At 44.2% G+C, this 19,036-nt stretch carries 16 protein-coding genes; 11 read left to right on the forward strand and 5 right to left on the reverse strand.

Annotation, left to right across the window (positions count from 1 at the left end):
- Positions 1–131 precede the first annotated feature (131 nt).
- The 4 genes from ABDW02_RS02270 (at position 132) to ABDW02_RS02285 (ending at position 3,718) form a co-directional block, all read left to right on the forward strand.
- Positions 132–1,286 carry a zinc-dependent alcohol dehydrogenase gene (locus ABDW02_RS02270; RefSeq protein ID WP_343631735.1) on the forward strand — a complete coding sequence of 385 codons (1,155 nt, stop codon included), beginning with the start codon at positions 132–134 and terminating at the stop codon, positions 1,284–1,286.
- Positions 1,287–1,289: 3 nt separating this feature from the next.
- Positions 1,290–1,781 carry a hypothetical protein gene (locus ABDW02_RS02275; protein ID WP_343631737.1) on the forward strand — a complete coding sequence of 164 codons (492 nt, stop codon included), beginning with the start codon at positions 1,290–1,292 and terminating at the stop codon, positions 1,779–1,781.
- 23 nt (positions 1,782–1,804) lie between these two features.
- Positions 1,805–2,746, forward strand: a complete 942-nt coding sequence (locus ABDW02_RS02280; protein ID WP_343631738.1) for an isoaspartyl peptidase/L-asparaginase — start codon at positions 1,805–1,807, stop codon at positions 2,744–2,746.
- 105 nt (positions 2,747–2,851) lie between these two features.
- The gene (locus ABDW02_RS02285; protein WP_343631739.1) at positions 2,852–3,718 is read left to right on the forward strand and encodes a cyanophycinase; all 867 of its coding nucleotides are present in this window, start codon (positions 2,852–2,854) and stop codon (positions 3,716–3,718) included.
- Between the two features lie 146 nt (positions 3,719–3,864).
- Here the strand turns inward: ABDW02_RS02285 and ABDW02_RS02290 are convergent, their stop codons facing one another.
- The 3 genes from ABDW02_RS02290 to ABDW02_RS02300 all read right to left on the reverse strand — a co-directional run bounded on the left by ABDW02_RS02290 (position 3,865) and on the right by ABDW02_RS02300 (position 5,939).
- On the reverse strand, positions 3,865–4,329 hold the full coding sequence (locus ABDW02_RS02290) for a PA2169 family four-helix-bundle protein (protein ID WP_343631740.1): 465 nt from the start codon (positions 4,327–4,329) through the stop codon (positions 3,865–3,867).
- Between the two features lie 127 nt (positions 4,330–4,456).
- Positions 4,457–5,050, reverse strand: coding sequence for a DUF4142 domain-containing protein (locus ABDW02_RS02295; RefSeq protein ID WP_343631741.1), 594 nt, complete (start codon positions 5,048–5,050; stop codon positions 4,457–4,459).
- Between the two features lie 370 nt (positions 5,051–5,420).
- Positions 5,421–5,939, reverse strand: coding sequence for a helix-turn-helix transcriptional regulator (locus ABDW02_RS02300; RefSeq protein ID WP_343631742.1), 519 nt, complete (start codon positions 5,937–5,939; stop codon positions 5,421–5,423).
- 703 nt (positions 5,940–6,642) lie between these two features.
- Here ABDW02_RS02300 and cphA point away from each other — a divergent pair.
- The 7 genes from cphA to ABDW02_RS02335 all read left to right on the forward strand — a co-directional run bounded on the left by cphA (position 6,643) and on the right by ABDW02_RS02335 (position 16,688).
- Complete coding sequence (cphA, locus tag ABDW02_RS02305; protein ID WP_343631743.1) at positions 6,643–9,273, forward strand: cyanophycin synthetase; 2,631 nt, start codon at positions 6,643–6,645, stop codon at positions 9,271–9,273.
- 17 nt (positions 9,274–9,290) lie between these two features.
- Positions 9,291–10,157, forward strand: a complete 867-nt coding sequence (locus tag ABDW02_RS02310; RefSeq protein WP_343631744.1) for a cyanophycinase — start codon at positions 9,291–9,293, stop codon at positions 10,155–10,157.
- Positions 10,150–11,055, forward strand: coding sequence for an isoaspartyl peptidase/L-asparaginase (locus ABDW02_RS02315; protein ID WP_343631745.1), 906 nt, complete (start codon positions 10,150–10,152; stop codon positions 11,053–11,055). The genes ABDW02_RS02310 and ABDW02_RS02315 overlap by 8 nt, the downstream gene beginning before the upstream one ends.
- Positions 11,056–11,171: 116 nt before the next feature.
- Positions 11,172–11,978, forward strand: coding sequence for an SDR family oxidoreductase (locus tag ABDW02_RS02320; RefSeq protein ID WP_343631746.1), 807 nt, complete (start codon positions 11,172–11,174; stop codon positions 11,976–11,978).
- Between the two features lie 117 nt (positions 11,979–12,095).
- A complete protein-coding gene (locus ABDW02_RS02325) occupies positions 12,096–12,875 on the forward strand; it encodes a Ku protein (protein WP_343631747.1) in 780 nt (259 codons plus the stop codon).
- A 2-nt stretch (positions 12,876–12,877) separates the two neighbouring features.
- On the forward strand, positions 12,878–15,463 hold the full coding sequence (gene ligD, locus ABDW02_RS02330) for a DNA ligase D (protein ID WP_343631748.1): 2,586 nt from the start codon (positions 12,878–12,880) through the stop codon (positions 15,461–15,463).
- Between the two features lie 4 nt (positions 15,464–15,467).
- Positions 15,468–16,688 carry an APC family permease gene (locus tag ABDW02_RS02335; RefSeq protein WP_343631749.1) on the forward strand — a complete coding sequence of 407 codons (1,221 nt, stop codon included), beginning with the start codon at positions 15,468–15,470 and terminating at the stop codon, positions 16,686–16,688.
- A 3-nt stretch (positions 16,689–16,691) separates the two neighbouring features.
- Here ABDW02_RS02335 and ABDW02_RS02340 read toward each other — a convergent pair whose 3' ends face one another.
- Positions 16,692–17,171 (reverse strand): hypothetical protein, encoded by a 480-nt coding sequence (locus ABDW02_RS02340; protein ID WP_343631750.1) that lies wholly within the window; start codon positions 17,169–17,171, stop codon positions 16,692–16,694.
- Between the two features lie 168 nt (positions 17,172–17,339).
- On the reverse strand, positions 17,340–18,827 hold the full coding sequence (locus ABDW02_RS02345) for a T9SS type A sorting domain-containing protein (protein ID WP_343631751.1): 1,488 nt from the start codon (positions 18,825–18,827) through the stop codon (positions 17,340–17,342).
- Between the last annotated feature and the right edge of the window lie 209 nt (positions 18,828–19,036).

The following is a 19,036-nucleotide window of genomic DNA, read 5'->3' on the forward strand; positions in this document are numbered from 1 at the left end:
TGATGTATCAAGGAATAACGCAAATAAATCACGGGAATGTGTAATAAATCTCAGTGATATTGACCGGACCTTTATCATGCTATCCCCTGAAAAATCACAGCAAAGCAGTTGAAACTTAAAAATGAAACAATATGTTAGCAATGGATTACAGAGGCCCTTACCGGGTACGAGCAGTACAAAAACCCGAGCCCGAAATCGAACATCCGGATGATTGCATCGTCCGCGTTACAAGATCGTGTATTTGCGGATCGGATTTACACCTGTATCACGGTTTCGTACCGGATACGCGCGTCGGATCTACTTTCGGACATGAATTCATCGGAATTGTGGTGGAAGTAGGAACGAATGTACAGAAACTGAAAGTCGGGGATCACGTGATTGTTCCGTTTAACATCAGTTGCGGGAAATGTGCATTTTGCAAGCAGGAATTATACGGGAATTGCCACGAATCGAACCCGGAAGCAACGGCAGTTGGCGGGATTTTCGGGTATTCGCATACAGCAGGCGGTTTCCACGGCGGACAGGCAGAATACGTGCGTGTTCCTTATGCAGATGTGGGGCCAACGGTCATTCCGTCTGAAATGGACCCGGAAAATGCAGTTCTTTTGACCGATGTGGTTCCGACAGCTTACCAGGCCTGTGAAATGGGCGGAATTGTGAGCGGAGACACCGTTGTTATTTTCGGTGCCGGTCCCATTGGAATCATGGCGGCAAAATGTGCCTGGCTTTTCGGAGCGGGGCGTGTGATCGTGATCGACAACATAGATTACAGGCTTGAATTTGTAAGAAACTACGCTCCCTGCGAAGCCTATAATTTCGATGAAATGAAAGATGTGGTGGAGTTCGTGAAACGGACTACCGACTGGTTCGGGGCAGACGTTTGTATCGATGCGGTAGGTTGTGAGGCCAACGGGGATGGCTGGCAATCACTGACGGGAAAAGTGCTCTTGCTTCAATCCGGGTCGGCTACTGCGCTACATTGGGCGATCAATTCCGTCAAAAAAGGAGGCATTGTTTCGATAGTGGGTGTTTACGGACCAACCGGAAACCTCATTCCGATCGGGAATGTGGTGAATAAAGGAATCACGATCCGTGCCAACCAGGCTTCCGTAAAACGCAACCTCCCCAAATTGATCGATCATGTGATGGAAGGAAGGTTGAATCCGAAAGAGATTATTACGCACCGCATTCCCTTGGAAAATGTTTCGGATGCCTACCGGATTTTCTCCGATAAACTGGACAATTGTATTAAGACCGTTCTGATACCACCATCCTCAAACTTTTAAGCTATGGAACGACATATTATAGATCCGAGATTAATCCCGGGCTGGGGAATGGATGCTGATCCGGCAAACAATCCGACTTACCCGATGAAAAAATATACCGGGGATGACCGAAAAAGAAGCGGTTGGGAAAGACCGTATCTGCAATCCGCGAAAACGGAAATTTTGAAATCGACCGAAAGGCCTTATTTATCGGCTGTTTTCGGAACAAAAAATCCACCCAAGGGATTGAGTGGCGTGCTGCGCCGTAAAGCTTATAAATTCAGCGAAAACAAACTCCGGCGCTGGCTGTTGCTCATTTTTGCCGACCGTGTGGATTCGTTGGGAGGACAACTGGCAGATTTACTCCGTTTACGCATTCCTTTGTTTACCAACGATCGCGGTTGGCGTGTATTGGCTAAATACAAACCGGGAACTTTTGCCTGGAAGATCATCCAGCGCCTGATTGTGATCGGGATTATCGTGGCCATTGTAATTTATTTGAAGAAGTATGAATAAGTTTTAACTAAAGTAAAAGCAAAATGGGAAGAATTGTAACGATGGGTCAAATTGCGATAGTAGTGCACGGAGGTGCAGGGCCGGATTCAGAATTTATTCTCAAACACATTCCGGAATATGAAAAAGGATTGAGCGATGCTGTTGAGGCAGGCTACAGTATCCTGAAAAAAGGCGGCAGTGCTTTGGATGCCGTGGAAGCAGCTATTATTTCATTGGAAAACAATAAATACTTCAATGCCGGAAGAGGTTCTGCGATTACAGCTGCAGGAAATGTGGAAATGTGTGCGTCCATGATGGATGGAAAAGAAAAGAAAGCCGGTGCAACAGCTATTATCAACAATATCAAAAACCCGATTTCTTTTGCAAAAGAATTGCTCAAGGATGGTTCACTCATGTATATGGGAGGTGCAGAAGCCACCGAAACAGCGAAAGATATGGGAATCAAAATGGAACCGGATTCCTATTTCATTACCGAACACCAGTGGGATGCTTTCGAGAAAGAGCGGAAAAAGAAAGGAGGTCAGAAAAAAGCATACGATAAACACACCAAACGCCAGCACGGTACGGTCGGAGCGGTAGCTTTGGATATAGATGGAAACCTGGCTGCCGGAACTTCTACCGGTGGCACGGAATATTGTCAGCCGGGAAGGATCGGTGACAGTTCGATCATTGGTGTGGGCACTTATGCAGACAATAAAACAGCAGCAGTTTCCTGCACTGGAGACGGTGAATTCCTCATTACGGAAGTAATGGCCTACAACATTGCTGCAACTGTTGAACACACCGGATGCACCATCCAGGAAGCAATCGATCACGTGATTCTGGTAAAGAACGAAGACAAAACAGGAGATCTGGGCGCAATAGGTATTGATTCGGATGGAAATATTGGAGTATCGTTTAACAGCGAACGCATGCACCGGGCCTGGAGAACCCGGGAAGATTTCGGAGTGAAAATCTATAAATAATCATCGTTTATGCTGGTGAGAATTATGTAAACCACATCTGAAATTTTGTAATCTTTCTTTTTTCGGTCATTTCTATTTTACAGCAGAACTATAAAAGCAACAATCATGAATCGGCAGACTATTCCAAAAGGAAAATTATTAATCATCGGAGGTGCAGAAGATAAAGGAAAAGGAGAAGTCGACATGGCTTACCACAATCCGAAATTCGTGGAAATGGAAATTTTGAAAAAACTGATCAGCAGTAAATCCGAAAATCCGCGTATCGAAGTGATTACTACCGCATCGAATGAGCCTCAGAAACAGAAAAAAAGATACAAAGAGGCATTTCAAAAAATAGGGTGCGAAAATGTAGGGTTTATGAACATTCAGACCAAAACGGAAGCCAATGATGAAAAGTTTGTAGACCGTATAAACAAAGCAGAGACGGTATTATTCTCCGGCGGGGATCAATTTAAGATTGCGACAATATTGGGCGGAACCCCGGTTGCTAATGCGATCAAGGATAAGTATTTCCTGGATAAGAATTTTACAGTTGCAGGAACAAGTGCCGGAGCTGCAGTTGCTCCGGAGGTCATGATCCAGTCGGGTGGTACCTATGAGGCGCTTTTTGAATCGGATTTGAAAACCGGCGGAGGGCTTGGTTTGCTGGAAGGCTGTATCATAGATACCCATTTTTTAAAACGTGGCAGATTCGGAAGACTTGCCCAGGCTATCATCCGGAATCCCGGGCAGATGGGAATCGGATTAGGTGAAGACACAGCAATCCTGGTCAAAAAAGGACACGAAGTAAAATGTTTGGGATCCGGAATGGTGGTTATTATCGACGGTCGCGAGATCACACATACGAATATCAACGAGGTGAAAGATGACGGAGCTATTTATGTAGACAACCTCAGAGTTCACCTGTTGGTGAGAGACTGTAAATTCGATATTGAAACCTATGAGTTGGAATATCCGAAACCAAGAAGTTAATAGTTAATATCATCATTACAAAGTCCGGATCTACAAACCCGGACTTTTTTTTGCTTTAACATGTGCAAAAAAATAAGGACTATCTCCAAATGAAGATAGTCCTTACGAATAGTGTTAGAACAGGTCAAAACCTGTATCTGAACAAATTAAGCTGCATTATTGGCAGCATCGCGCAATTGCTTGATCTTATCGTGACCTGATTTGATCTTTGAATATTGTTGCTGAACAACTTGTAAGTATTCAGTTCCTTTCAAAGTTTCGCTATCCAGTTCTGTTTGATAAGTTTTCACTGCTGCATCTTCACCGAATTCGCAGGAATTCAGGATTGCTTTACGGTCTTTGCTGGTAAGAGCCGCCTTGATATCCATCCATACACGGTAAAGTTTCCCTGAAACAGTTGTACCTTCTATCGGAGTTCCGCCCAGTTTGGTAATTTCCTGTACCAATTCACGACGGCATTCCTGGCTGGTTGTCATCATTTCTGAAAAAACACTTTTCAGATCATCCTGGTCAGTTTCCTGCGAAGCAGTTAAATATCCCTGAATGCGGTCGTTATTAATCTGTACCAGGTTGTTTAAACAATCTACGATTTCTTGATTATTTGTTGCCATCTTGTTTTGTATTTATGTGTTATTACTTTTCTTTTTTAGTGAGTCAAAACTGATTTTTCAAATGGATTTCGACACAATTTTTGCCGTCAATGACGGCCCGCCAAATCAATCCGCCGCGGCGGATCTCTTACTTCATTTCTTTAGCCTTGTCCTTGCAGATATTTGAATTCTCAAGGTGTGCACGCAAAGAAGGAAGCATAGATGTAGCCCAGTTTCGGATGTCCGGATCTTCTGCATTGGAAGAAGCATTCTCGAACTTGCGGATAGCAGATTTATGTCCTCTTACCATCATGCTCGCATATTCTTCGTCGAATTTCATTCCTTTTTCCTCGTTAAGGTCATCGTAGGCATCTTGTCCGTCTTCAGTCAAAACTTCCGGAATAGTAATGGATTTACTGTCGGCTAGTTTTTTCAAATCCTTCAATGCTGCTGTATGTTCTTTCACCATCATTTTACCCAATGCTTTGGTGTCATCCATCATCCCTTTTTGCTGAGCAAGTTCCCCCAGTTTAATTTCCTCCAGGTTAATTGCAGCTGCTTCTACCAGGAAGTTGGCATCTTTTTCAGATTTTCTGTCATCGAAACGCTCTTCGTTTTGATCTTCTGCAATCTCTTTCGGATCATCCGGATTACCGCCACATGCGTTGATTACAAATAAACCAAGGCTTAATCCTCCTAAGTAAGCCAAACTTCTTCTTGCTGTCATTCTTACACTTTTCATGATACATTTTTTTGGTTATAGAATTATTCTTACACCCACATACCAATATATTAAGGTGCTATCTGTGAGAGAACTAAAATTCGGGAGCTTGGATAAAAATCCTGTTACACTTAATTTTTGAGAATTTGCAGGAATCACACTTTCGGCGATGACGAATGGCGAGTTGAAAATTGAGAAAGGCTTGGTTTTACTGGGTATTGCGGGATTTAGACAGGGAGATTATCATGTTTTCGAAACAGGCCTGTTCCGAAAAGCGTTTTAGCTTTTTTTAATAAAAAATGTGCAGCGTGATTACCCGTAAAATAGTTACAGGAATAAAAAATCCGGGCATCTAAACCCGGATTGACTAACTGATAGAATCGATTTGCCGTTATATAGCTAAAGCGTTGCGCACATGGCTTTTTTCCCGTGCTCTTAATTCTGAATCGTGCATAAGTTGATATTCCTTTTCCTTTTCGACCAACTTGTGCCACATAATTGCGGGAATAATTTTGTTGGAATGTAGTTCCAGGCGTATAATCACTTTCTCACTGGGAGAACGGTGATTATTAATAATCTGGCTCAATTCTGTTTGATTGATGTCTATATCGGCAGCAAACTCTTTGTTTTTTTTGTTCAGCATTTCTAAATAACCCTTTAGGAAAAAACCGAAAGTACGTGCGTTGTCATAATCGGAGTTGGCTAAGTAATCTTCCATTTGGTATTTTAATTGCAATAACCGGGACAGAAGCATTTCTTTTGCCGTAGTAGCTTGCCCGAGTTCCTGACGTTTTGCATTGAGCTCTTTTTTTGCCGCTTCTTTTTGAGCTGGAGTTAATTTGTTTCTGAATACGAAAGATTCCGCCAATTCCTTACCGGTATACTTATCGTTTAAATGATTCTTTTTCATAGCTCAAATTTTCTTAATATGTTTAATAATGCGGTGCCTTCCAAAAATAACTGCCTCCCGGCGTCGATCATTCCATATGAGTCAGAATAATGGCGTTTTAACGAGGTCTTGGGAACGAGTGAAACGCAGACACGAAATCCATGATGTTTTACAGCTTCTCTGCAGGCAAATCCAATTAAGTTGCCGGCGATGCGATCATATTTTTTATTCCTCCCACGGTTCTCTCTGGAAACCGCAAGCAGCGAAATTTCTATTCTTTCTTCTGACTTATGATGCAAGCATGAGATAACTCCAAGTATCTCATCTTCTAAAACGAGTTTGTAAAGCTCTTTTCCTTTCTAGGTTTTCCAGTTGAAATAAAATCGGCTTTTTTGTGAGTTGTTTGTAATCGTCATCCACCAAACGTTTCAAGTTCACCGGATGATTTGTACTACTTTCCTGTTCAACCACATACGTACCCGAAGATAATCATTTTTCTCAAGTAATTTACATTTTTTGTAAACTTTTCAGAATTTTCCGCTAAATCCTACATCTCTTAAAAAAAACAAATTATAGGATTTATGTAAATCGACCGCAGAATTGTGTAATTGAGCAGTTTCACAACAGTTCTATTTTTACCTACAAGGCTGATGACCATTGAAATGCAGGATTTTTAAATGTGTTTTTAGCCCTGAAAAATAGAACACACTATAATAAATAAACCATGGAAATAAAGAACATACAGGTAATGCGCGGCCCTAATTATTGGTCGAATTACAGGCAGAAACTAATCGTAATGAAATTGGACCTGGAGAAGTATGAAGAACTTCCTACCAATAAGATTCCGAAATTCTACGAACGAATCATGAAAGCATTACCGTCCCTTTACGAACACCGTTGTTCGGAGGGGAAAGCAGGTGGACTTTGCGAACGCATGCAGGAAGGTACCTGGCTGGGACACGTCATTGAACACGTGGCACTGGAATTCCAGGTGCTCGCCGGGATGGATTGCGGGTATGGAAGAACCCGTTCAACCGGAGAATACGGAGTATATAAGGTTGTTTTCTCCTATTTATCTGAAGAAGCCGGAATTTACGCCGGGAAAGCAGCGGTAGAATTTGTAAGAGCAATTGCAGAGCAAAAGGCTTTCGATGTCAAAAATGTGATTGAAACCCTGAAGGATATTTGGGCGGATGAAGTGCCGGGACCAAGTACTCAGAGTATTTTGGATGAAGCAATACGCCGAAATATTCCGGTGACACGGATGGATGATCACTCGTTGTATATGTTGGGTTACGGACGTAATCAGCAGTTGTTCCGTGCCACAGTTATGGGTACGACCACAAACCTGGCAGTGGAATCTGTTGCCTGCAAATGGTTTACCAAAGAAGTACTTGGAAAAGCCGGTATTTCTGTTCCGAAAGGAGTAACCATTTACACGAAAAAGGAATTGGAAGAAGTCATCGATGAATTGCCTTTTCCCTGGGTAATTAAACCCATAGACGGAAATCACGGAAGAGGAATCACAGCCAACATCCGGAATAAAGAAGTGGCATTGAAGGCTGCAAACCAGGCATGGAAAATATCCGATAAGATTATCGTGGAAGAATATGTCGAGGGAGCAGATTACCGCTTTTTGGTGATCAATTACAAACTCATCGCGGTTGCGAAAAGAACTCCGGCCTGCGTGAGAGGTGACGGACAATTAACGATCCGTGAACTGATCGCTAAAGAGAACGAAAATCCGAAACGCGGAGTGGGGCATGAAAAAGTGCTGACAAAAATCAAGATCGATAACCACACCAAGGCACTTCTGAAAGAAGCTGGGTTGGGACTGGATGATATCCTTCCTTTGGGAAAAGAAATTATGCTTAAGAAAACGGCAAACCTTTCTACAGGCGGAACTTCAACCGATGTAACAGACAGCGTTCATCCCTTCAACGTATTCCTGGCAGAGCGTATTGCACGCCTTTTCCAGCTGGATGTTTGCGGGATTGATATCATGGCGAAAGACGTGACACAACCGATCCGAAAAGGAAACGGTGCGGTAATCGAAGTAAATGCGGGGCCTGGTTTCCGAATGCACACACATCCGTCTATCGGAACTCCGCGGGAAGTTGCCAAACCGGTTATCGATATGCTTTTCCCTGACAATTCCAACGGACGTATTCCGATTGTGGCAATTACCGGTACAAACGGGAAAACAACCACTACGCGACTCATTGCGCACATGGCACAGCAAGCAGGTAAAAGTGTAGGTTATACGACAACGGAAGGTGTTTACATCAACGGACATACGATTTTGGAAGGAGATTGCAGCGGTCCGCAAAGTGCCCGTACCATTCTCGCTGATCCGATGGTGGATTTCGCGGTACTGGAATGTGCCCGCGGTGGAATTCTTCGTTCCGGATTGGCTTTTGATGAGTGTGATGTAAGTATTGTGACAAATGTAACGGAAGACCATTTGGGATTGGGCGATATTCATACGCTGGAAGATTATGCGCAGGTAAAAGAAGTAGTTCCGAGAAGTACGTCAGAAGAGGGATATTCCATTTTAAATGCAGACGACGACCTGGTTTACAACATGCGTCATGCAGTTTCTTCCATGGTTGTATTGTTCAGCATGAAGCAGGATAACGAGCGTATTATGGAACACTGTGAAAAAGGAGGAATGGCTGTTTTCGTACAGGACGACTATTTTGTAGTTCAAACAGGTGAAACGGTGATCCGTATCCTGGCTGTAAACCGCACTCCGATTACCTTAGGCGGAAAAGCAGAATTTATGGTGGCCAATGTATTGCCTTCGATCGCTGCAGCCATTGTTTCCGGATTCACCATAGAAGATATCCGTATAGCGCTTTCTTCATTTATTCCTTCACCGGAATTGACACCGGGAAGAATGAACCTGTTCGAATTTGCTCATTGCCAGCTGATGCTTGATTATGCACACAATGCTTCAGGATTTGAAGGTATTCAGAAGTACATGGATAAAGTAGATGCGACTTCCAAGATCTGTATTATCGGTGCAACAGGAGATCGCAGGGACGAAGACATCCGGAACCTGGGGAAATATGCAGCATCAACTTTTGATGAGATCATTATCCGGCACGATAAAGACGGACGCGGTAGAACCAATGAAGAACTGACCGCTTTGGTCATGGAAGGGATTCATTCGGTGAACACTCATCCGCGGGTTGAAGTCATTTCCGATGAAGCTTCTGCAATTGAATTTGCAGTAACCCATGCACCGCAGGACGCCTTCATTTTCGTTTGTGCGGATCATGTAAAGCATTCCATTGAATTGGTAAGAAAGCTCCAGGAAAAACTGCTTTACTCGATGTCTAAAGTTTCTTAATTAAATAAACACTCCACATGGTACCTAAAGGCAGACTTTTACTCATTGGCGGAGCCGAAGATAAAGGTGAGAACAAGGTTCCGATAGCTGCACATAACAAACAGTTTGTGCACCTTGAAATATTGAAAGAACTGGTCTCGGAAAAATCACTGGACGACCGCATTGAAGTCATCACAACGGCTACCGGATTTCCTATGGAGATCCGTGCCATTTATGAAAAGGCTTTCAGTAAGGTCGGTTATACGAATGTCGGATTTTTGGATATTCACACGATTGCAGATACAAAAAACACAGAGTACCTGGATCGGGTGAATAAAGCCGATACGATCATGTTTTGCGGAGGAGATCAATTCAAGATCGCAACCATTATCGGCGGCTCACCGATATCCGATGCTATTTACAGGCGCTACAAAAACGATCCGAAATTTACCGTAGCCGGAACAAGTGCCGGTGCAATGGTAATGTCGAAACTGATGATTCAAAGCGGCGGGACCAATGAAGCACTGATCGACTATGATTTGCGCATCAGTTCGGGATTAGGCCTGATAGAAGAATGTATCATCGACACCCATTTTATCCGCAGAGGACGGTTCGGACGGTTAGCCCACGCGGTCATTTCGAATTCGAATCAATTGGGTATCGGCCTGGGGGAAGACACCGCTTTATTAATCCGGAAAGGACGAAAAGCGCAATGTCTTGGCTCCGGAATGGTAGTCATTATTGATGCGCGGCACATTGAACAAACCAATGTGAGCGATGTTGAAAAAGGCGATCCGATCTATGTAGATAACCTGCGGGTGCATCTGCTGGTAAGGAATTGCGAGTTCAACATCCATACCTGTAAATTAAGTTATTCACATTTAAAGCCGATAGAAGATGAATAAAATTGCAATTGCAATCCATGGCGGTGCCGGGCAAAACAGCGAATTCATTGAAGCGAATTACGATGCGTACCTCGAAGGATTGAAAACTGCCGTAGAGCAGGGACATGAATTATTGACAAAAGGAGCGTCAGCGCTGGATGTTGTGGAAGCTACAGTCAGGATACTGGAAGACAATCCGCTGTTTAACGCCGGAAAAGGCTCGGCTCTGAATTCAGAAGGAAAGGTTGAAATGGATGCGGCTATTATGGACGGGAAAACCCTCGCAGCAGGCGCTGTTTCGATGGTAACTCAAGTAAAAAACCCGATTTCCCTGGCAAGAAAAGTCATGAGTAATACCAAACACGTGCATATTGCGGGTTATGGAGCATTGAAACTCGCCGAATTGAACGCTTTGGAACTGATGCCGGAAGATTATTTCATTGTTGAAAGACAGATCAATGATTTGAAGGAAGAGAAAAGCTACGGACATGGAACAGTTGGTTGTGTGGCTTTGGATGCTTCCGGGAACCTGGCTTCGGCAACTTCTACTGGTGGTATTTCAAACAGTTTACCGGGAAGAGTAGGAGACAGCTGCATGATCGGTGCCGGCTGCTATGCAAATTCGCTGGTTGCTTCATCCTGTACAGGCGACGGAGAATTGATCATTATCAACGTGATTGCGCACCGGGTAGCTTTGTTGATGGAATTGAAAGGAATGTCGCTTCAGGCGGCTTGCGATCACGTCATCCGGAATATCGATAACCCGATCAACGGAGATGTGGGAATGATCAGTGTGGATGCCGAAGGAAATGTCGGGTTCTCCTTCAATTGTGACCGCATGCACCGCGCCGGAATCGATTACACGGGAAAAATGGTACTGGACATTTATCACGAAGACAGCTCATTAAGATTGTTATAAAAGTTTCTGCTAGTTAGTTAGCATATATTGACCAGGGAAGAACTCCCTATCCACACTTGATCCGGGTAGAACAAAACTGACAGTAACAAAAGAAGTAATGTCAAAAAAAGATCAATATGGAAACAAAACAAACAGTACTGATAACCGGTGCAACGAGTGGAATCGGGAAGGAGCTGGCTCTTTTATTCGCGAAAGAGCAGTACAAACTGGTCATTGTTGCCCGCAACCAGGAAAAACTGGAAAGCACGGCAGATGAGCTCAAACAAATCGGTTCTCCGCAGGTTACACCCATTTCGTGCGATCTTTCTGTTGCAGGAAATGCACAGCAGTTGTATGACCAGGTGAAACAGAAAGGGATTCAGATCGGTATCCTGGTCAACGATGCCGGGGCCGGTGAACACGGTTTTTTCAAGGAAACACGCCTGGAAGAAGAATTGGCAATCATTCAGCTGAATGTGGCATCGCTGGTCCATCTCACCAAATTATACCTGCAGGAAATGGTGGAAAGAAATGAAGGGAAAATCCTGCAACTGGCATCTATCGCTGCTTATCAGCCAACACCCTTGTTAGCGGTTTATGCGGCAACGAAAGCGTTTGTGCTTTCTTTTACGGATGCCCTGATCAATGAGTTGAAAGATACAAACGTGACTATGACTGCATTGATTCCCGGCCCAACCGATACGGAATTCTTTGTGCGTGCACATGCCGAAAACGTGAAAGCGACGGACAACGTGGATGATCCGGCAGTTGTAGCAAAAGTAGGATTTGAAGCATTGATGAGCGGGAAACCGCATGCAGTTGCTCCCGGAATGACTTCCCAGATTGTAATGAGTTCACTGATGAGTAATCAGCAGGTAGCAGCAATGGCACGGAAACAAATGGAAGAAAAACCGGTTGTTTCGGAAGACGATAAAAAGAATTGAAAATGGAAGATGGTGAAATTGAAAAGTCACCGAACATTCATCAGCTTTCCATTTTACTGAACTTGTAAGAATAAAGAGGGTTAAACCTTTTCAATTCTTCCTTTTAAATTTTCAATTATGAAAGCAATCTGGAAGGGTGCGATTAGTTTCGGATTAGTCAATATTCCCGTAAAATTATACAGTGCAACGCAGCAAAGTTCGTTGGATCTGGACATGGTCGATCCGCGTGATATGAGCCATATTAAGTTCAAACGGGTGAATGAAGACACTGGAAAAGAAGTAGCCTGGGAACATATTGCCAAAGCCTATAGGCTGAAAGAACAATTCATTCTCCTGGAACCGGAAGATTTTGAGGCTGCTGCACCGGAGAAAAGCAAGATCATCCAGGTAGATCACTTCGTGGATGAAAGCGATATCGACACCATTTTTTTTGAGAATTCGTATTACGTGGAACCTGAAAAATCGGGAGTGAAAGCTTATGCCCTGATGCGGGAGGCACTGGCGAAATCCAAAAAGGTCGGAATAGCCCAATTTGTTTTGCGTACTTCGGAAACGCTCACCGTTTTGAAACCGCGGGGAAATGTACTGGTATTGAGTAAAATCCGGTTTGCCCAGGAAATACGTAATACAGACGAACTCAAATTGCCGGCAGCTTCCGAGGTGAAACCCGCCGAATTGAAAATGGCGATGGCGCTCATCAAACAGTATACGAGTCCGTTTAACATCGATAAATTCAAGGACGAATATGCCGCTTCCTTACTGAAAATCATCAAGGCGAAAGCGAAGGGTAAAAAGTCAAAAATACCGACATTGAAAGTGGTTCACAGCAAGTCGAAAGATTTGATGGAGCAGCTTAAAGCCAGTTTAGAGAAAGGTAAATCATCCAAAGCATCCTGATTATGGCACTCAATCTCTACCGGAAAAAACGGAATTTCGGGGAAACTCCCGAACCTTCCGGCAAAAAAGAAAAAGCTTCGGAAAAGCTGACCTTCGTGATTCAGCGCCACCATGCTTCCCATTTGCATTACGATTTCAGGCTGGAAATGGATGGCGTGCTGAAAAGCTGGGCGGTTCCGAAAGGTCCGTCGATGAAAGCCGGAGAACGCAGACTGGCTGTTCACGTGGAAGATCATCCGCTGGCTTATGGTAAATTCTACGGGGAAATCCCGGAAGGAAATTACGGTGCCGGAATCGTAGAGATTTGGGATAACGGAACGTATGTTCCATTGGAGCCCGATGCTTCGAAATCTGCAGAGAAATTGCTGCTTCAGCAATACCATAAAGGCGATTTGAAATTCGTGCTGAAAGGAAAACACCTCAACGGTGCGTTTGCATTGGTGCGTATGAACGACGGAACGGACAAGAACTGGCTGCTGATCAAAAAGTCCGATGAGCATGCGGTAAAAAGTTACGACATTGCTTCGATTGACCCGGTAAAGCCATTCGCGAAAAAGAAAACCCAAGCAGATTCCAAACCGGAAGCTTTGAAAGAGCCGAAAGCATCTGATGAACAGGAAACGGAGGAGGAACCGGAATTACCGAAAACCGATATCGAAAAAGCGTGGGAGAAATTGAGAAAGCCCATGCTGGCAACCCTCGCGTCATCACACGAAGACAACCCCGATTGGATGTACGAACCGAAATACGACGGCTACCGCGCGGTGACAAAGATCAACAAGGGAAAAGTGGAAATTGTTTCCCGGAACGGAAATCCCTTCAATAAGCAGTATCAGCCATTGATTCCCGAGCTTGAAAAGTTTGAAGATGATCTGATCCTGGACGGTGAAATCGTTATTGAGGATGAGAAAGGAATCAGTAATTTCCAGTTGTTGCAAAACTATACGACGACCAAAAAAGGAGTTTTACGGTATTATTTATTCGACATTCTCTACCTGAATGGCTACCCGGTTACACATCTGCCCTTTATCCAGCGCAGGGAATTACTGGAAGCCGTTTTCGGAAAGGTGAAACTGGTCAATGTTCAGCCTTCCCCGGTAGTAGCCGGAAAGGGAACAGAATTGATGAAGCGGCTCACCAAACTGGGCTATGAAGGAATCATTGCCAAAGAAAGCAGCAGCGGTTATTTTCCGGGTTTGCGGGCCGATTCCTGGCTCAAACTCAAAAACCACCAGTCGCTGGAAGCCATTATTTGCGGGTATACCGCTCCGCAAAACAGCCGTAAATTTTTCGGGTCGTTGGTTTTGGGAATCCATGACAAAGGAAAATTGGTTTACATCGGGAATTGCGGTACGGGTTTTACGGAAGCAACCCTGGAGGAATTGCATCAAAAGTTTGAAAAATTGAAAATTCCGAAAAGTCCTTTTGATTCACCTCCGAAAATGACCGGTCAGAAGGGAAAACCTACCTGGATCAAACCCGAATTGGTTTGTAACGTGGAGTTTGCCAACTGGACAGCAGATAAACATTTGCGCGTTCCGGTTTTTATGGGCTTGCGCGAAGACAAAAACGAATCAGAAGTGATGAAGAATAACGATGTAAAAGCAGATGTGAAATCGGCAAAGGAAAAGAAATCCCGGAAATCAGCTTCCGCCAAATACGAAGAAAACGATGTGGAATGGAGCATCGGCGGGAACAAGCTGAAGATAACGAACCGCAACAAGGTTTACTTTCCGGAGGAAGGAATTACCAAAGGCGAGATCATCGATTATTACCGCCGGATCAGCAAATTCATCCTTCCGTACCTGAAAAACAGGCCGGAGTCGTTGAACCGTCATCCGAACGGGATTACGAAACAGGGTTTTTACCAGAAAGACATGGATACCAGCCAGATCCCGGATTGGTTGCGTACCGAAAAGCAATATTCCAAATCGAATGATGAATACCTGGATTACCTGATCTGTGACAACGAAGCAACGTTGGTTTACATGGCAAACCTGGGCTGTATTGAGATCAATCCGTGGCACAGTACCTTCGACAAACCGGATGATCCGGATTACATGATTATGGACCTGGACCCCGGGAATATCGGTTTCAAAGAAGTGGTCCGGACCGCTTTGAAAATCCGTGATATTTGTGCGGAAATCGGGATAACAACCTTTTGCAAAACCAGCGGAGCAACCGGACTTCACGTATACATCCCGCTGAAAAAGCGCTACAATTACGACGAGATCAAGCTCTTCGGTGAATTGCTGGCAACAGCCGTGCAGCAGCAACTTCCGGACACCACAAGTACTGAACGCACTGTTTCCAAACGTAGCGATAAGATTTACATCGATTTTTTGCAGAACCGCAAAGGCCAGACAATTGCAGCTGCATACAGTGTGCGTCCAAAACCGGGTGCCACCGTTTCCACTCCACTCGAATGGACAGAAGTGAACGAACACCTGAACCCGAAAGATTATACCATTTACACCATCTTCGACCGCTTAAAGGAGAAAGGCGATCTCTGGAAAGGAGTACTCGGTAAAGGAGCGGATATCGGGAAAGCACTGGGTAAACTGGAAAAAGTGATTGAAGGAAGCTAAAAGTATGGCAAAACTCAAAAGAACACTGGGCTTAACCGAAGCGGTTTTCTTTGGTACCGGATCAATTTTAGGTGCGGGAATTTATGCCATCGCCGGCAAAGTAGCCGGGTTTAGTGGGAATATGATCTGGCTTTCCTTTGCGATAGCTTCTTTAACAGCCTTGATGAGTGCATTTTCATATGCAGAACTCAGTAGTATGTTTCCGAGTGCGGGCGGAGAATACGTGTATGCAAAGCATGCATTTAATCGAAAGATGGCTGTTGCCCTCGGATTAATTATCTCGATAAACGGAATGATTAGCGGCTCTACAGTCGCTATTGGTTTTGCAGGCTATTTCTCCCAGCTACTGGAAATTAATTTATTCATTGCTGCTTTGGGGATTATTTGTCTGGTTTGGCTGGTTAACGTCAGTGGTATCCGGCAGTCTTCCATAGTCAATATCATCTTTACTATCATTGAATTTTGCGGACTCGTACTGGTGATTTATGCTGCTTACCCGTATCTTGGAAAGGTCGACTACCTGGAAGCTCCGCCTGGCGGATTCAATCACATTTTACTGGGAGCTGCCCTCAGTTACTTTGCTTATATCGGTTTTGAAGAAATCGTGAAGCTCAGTGAAGAAACAAAGTCGCCGGAAAAGAATATCCCCAAAGCACTCTTCCTGGCAAGCAGTATTGTCATGGTGGTTTACTTAGTGGTAGCAGTTTGTGCTGTGAGTGCAATACCCTGGAAAGAGTTAGGAGAAAGCAAGCATCCCCTGGCGGATGTGGTTAACAAAGAATTGGGAAAAACCGGGGTAGTCATTATATCTGTTATCGCCTTGTTTTCAACTACCAATACGATTTTGTCCAATATGATGGGAAGTTCACGCGTACTCCTTTATTTGGGGAAAGAAAATAAAAAACTGAACATACTTTCAGTCATTTCCGGTAAACGTAAAACACCTGTTTTTGCACTGATACTTGCAGCCGGAACCATGATAGCATTTGCAGCAATCGGAAAACTGGAAACAGTAGCGTTGATCGCTAACTTTTTCATATTTATTACCTTCCTGTTCGTAAATATTGCCGTATTGGTATTGAGAAAGAAAAAGCCCGGGATAGAAAGACCTTATAAAGTCCCGGTGAATATCCGCGATCTACCCATTCCTTCAATCCTGGGAATACTGCTGACCTTGCTTTTGCTGGGTTATTCCATTTACGGATTGACGATTTCGGCATTTTAATCCTTAGTGTCGCGCCACGCCCAAATGTCTTCCTTCAATGATGTGTTCGATGTGATCGATTTCTGCATCCGTTCCGTCGTAGAAGAGTAAGAAACGGCCTTCTTTCAAATGTTGTTCGTATTCCACGTGGTCGTCTTTGACGCCGAGGTCTACCAGAATAGAGGCGAATCCACCGGTCAGAACTCCAACCTGGAAACCTGCCAACGCCCCTACAACTGCTCCGGCACCGAATAAAATACCTAATCCCGGAATCGCAAACAGCCCGACTCCCGTTAACACACCCAGTGTTGTTCCCAAAACCGTTCCGGCAGCAACCGGGGTGGCTACTAACGCAGTATTGGATTTCACGTGCAGGTGATCGTCCACTACTTCGGCGTGACCAACCAGTGAAACTTTGGACATATCGATACCGCTTTCGCGCAATGTTTCAAGTGCTTTGACCGCCTGGTCGTGTGACTCGAAAATAGAAATACTCTTTTTCATGACTTCCCGAATTATGTGGGTTAACCTTCATAATTTACGTCAATTCAGGAAGCAAAAGGAATAAACTTTGTTAAGATCCGATTGCTTTGTTTCCCGCGGATGAACAGAGAATAGTTTAAGTCTCTTAAGTTCATGTCCCTGTTCTTCCGCGGGGTAAAGCTAGTTTATTCAGTGAATGATTAATTTCCCGGTACCGGATGCCTGATTCCCGTAAACCTGGTAAAAGTAAACTCCCGGCATAGCTGACAGGTCGATTGTAACTGTTTTGTCAGAAGCATTTAATTCCAGTACTTTAGCTCCCAGTTGGTTGTAAACGATTACTTTTTCAATTATTTCAGAGGCAGAGATCTGAACGGTCCCGTTGGAAGGGTTCGGCCAGGCAGTTAAACCAGCCAGTTCGGAGTGTTCGTTTAACCCCAGTGTTTCGGGTGCGATCTTTACCAGGTAGGCATCACCGAAGGCAGCATTCCACCCGTTACTTTCCGCATTGTAATTCCCTTTCCCGGTTACGAGTACTTTGTTGTCGGAAGTAGCGATGCAGGAAAGTCCCCAGCAATGTGAACCGGTATAGATAGATCCGTTATAGTAAGGCCCGATCTGGTTCATGGCATATGCATTCAGGATTTGTCCGTTGTCGCTGATACAGAATAAAGCCATTTGTCCGCAGTTTTGAGGAGTATTGGTAGCATCATTGAAGTTTTGGTCGATTTCTCCGGCTGCAACAAATCCGTTTGCAAAAGGTACGAGGTTGTCGCAAAAACCTAAGTTTAGCGGATTTCCGTTGTGAGTAGTCAACATCGAAATAGATAAACTATCGCCATTATTGGAGGCTACTTTCAATACGGAAGGATAGAGTTTATTATTCTGTTGGGAACTCGCCGCAACCAGGTAATCTCCGGCACTGTTTTTTACCAAACCTACTTTTTGATCTTTCCAAAGCGCATATCTTCTGTATTTTTTGGTCCAGTGCACAGTCCCGTCGGAAGCAGCCAGTTTGGTAACTGCCAGGTCGTATTCCCAGTTTGGTGCGCCCACATAACCAGCCATTACCAAATCTGATCCGTCCTGTATCATGGAAGTTACGGCAATGACTTCACCGGCATAGTCGTGAGTCCATACAGCATTCAGGTTTCCGGGGGTAAAGCGTTTTACAATGGAGGCTGTACTTTGGGTATAGGAAAGCACATAATCTCCGTTGGCAAGCTGCGTATGTGCCAGGTAGATGTAGTTGGACGCAGGTCCCATTGGTCCGTAGAATTTAGAGATCGTATCGCCGTTGGTTTCGTTTAGTTTCACAAAGGCAAGTCTTCCGTATAAACTTTCGAAAACCCCGAAAAGCTCATTGTTGTTATCGCGGTATAATTTCGAAAGCCCGCTGAAACCTCCGTAATTAGCGTCGTAGTAACGGACCCATAGTGAGTCTCCGTTTGCAGCAACTTTTGCCATATAGGCTACGCGCGGTGATTTTTCGGCTATTCCACCGATGAGGTATCCGCCGTCACTTGTTTCGATGGTGGTTTTGGCAGTTTCCGCTGTATTGTTGACGGCATAATTGGAATAAATATATTCTTTCTGCCATTGTACCTGGGCAACAGAAATGCTTGTTGCCAGTGCAGCGATCGAACTTAAAAGGAAGTGTTTTCCGGACTTTTTCATAATTGCAGTATGATGATTAACTGGAGCAAAATTGATACGGAATTCAAAATCACGCAATACGGTATATGACGTATACTGAAATTTTTAAAAAATTTTTAATTCGACACAATACAGGAAGCGCCCTGTTTATGGTGGTTTCGAGGAGTTGGCTCGCATTGGATTGTTAAAAATATTTATTTTAAAGCTATTTATTATGAAATATTTAACAT

The organism is Fluviicola sp., from assembly GCF_039596395.1.
Lineage (GTDB): Bacteria > Bacteroidota > Bacteroidia > Flavobacteriales_D > Crocinitomicaceae > Fluviicola.

Bases quoted from the DNA above. Each gene is read 5' to 3' on its own strand.
- ABDW02_RS02270 (WP_343631735.1), top strand. From the start codon at position 132: ATGTTAGCAATGGATTACAGAGGCCCTTACCGGGTACGAGCAGTACAA.
- ABDW02_RS02275 (WP_343631737.1), top strand. From the start codon at position 1,290: ATGGAACGACATATTATAGATCCGAGATTAATCCCGGGCTGGGGAATG.
- ABDW02_RS02280 (WP_343631738.1), top strand. From the start codon at position 1,805: ATGGGAAGAATTGTAACGATGGGTCAAATTGCGATAGTAGTGCACGGA.
- ABDW02_RS02285 (WP_343631739.1), top strand. From the start codon at position 2,852: ATGAATCGGCAGACTATTCCAAAAGGAAAATTATTAATCATCGGAGGT.
- ABDW02_RS02290 (WP_343631740.1), bottom strand. From the start codon at position 4,329: ATGGCAACAAATAATCAAGAAATCGTAGATTGTTTAAACAACCTGGTA.
- ABDW02_RS02295 (WP_343631741.1), bottom strand. From the start codon at position 5,050: ATGAAAAGTGTAAGAATGACAGCAAGAAGAAGTTTGGCTTACTTAGGA.
- ABDW02_RS02300 (WP_343631742.1), bottom strand. From the start codon at position 5,939: ATGAAAAAGAATCATTTAAACGATAAGTATACCGGTAAGGAATTGGCG.
- cphA (WP_343631743.1), top strand. From the start codon at position 6,643: ATGGAAATAAAGAACATACAGGTAATGCGCGGCCCTAATTATTGGTCG.
- ABDW02_RS02310 (WP_343631744.1), top strand. From the start codon at position 9,291: ATGGTACCTAAAGGCAGACTTTTACTCATTGGCGGAGCCGAAGATAAA.
- ABDW02_RS02315 (WP_343631745.1), top strand. From the start codon at position 10,150: ATGAATAAAATTGCAATTGCAATCCATGGCGGTGCCGGGCAAAACAGC.
- ABDW02_RS02320 (WP_343631746.1), top strand. From the start codon at position 11,172: ATGGAAACAAAACAAACAGTACTGATAACCGGTGCAACGAGTGGAATC.
- ABDW02_RS02325 (WP_343631747.1), top strand. From the start codon at position 12,096: ATGAAAGCAATCTGGAAGGGTGCGATTAGTTTCGGATTAGTCAATATT.
- ligD (WP_343631748.1), top strand. From the start codon at position 12,878: ATGGCACTCAATCTCTACCGGAAAAAACGGAATTTCGGGGAAACTCCC.
- ABDW02_RS02335 (WP_343631749.1), top strand. From the start codon at position 15,468: ATGGCAAAACTCAAAAGAACACTGGGCTTAACCGAAGCGGTTTTCTTT.
- ABDW02_RS02340 (WP_343631750.1), bottom strand. From the start codon at position 17,171: ATGAAAAAGAGTATTTCTATTTTCGAGTCACACGACCAGGCGGTCAAA.
- ABDW02_RS02345 (WP_343631751.1), bottom strand. From the start codon at position 18,827: ATGAAAAAGTCCGGAAAACACTTCCTTTTAAGTTCGATCGCTGCACTG.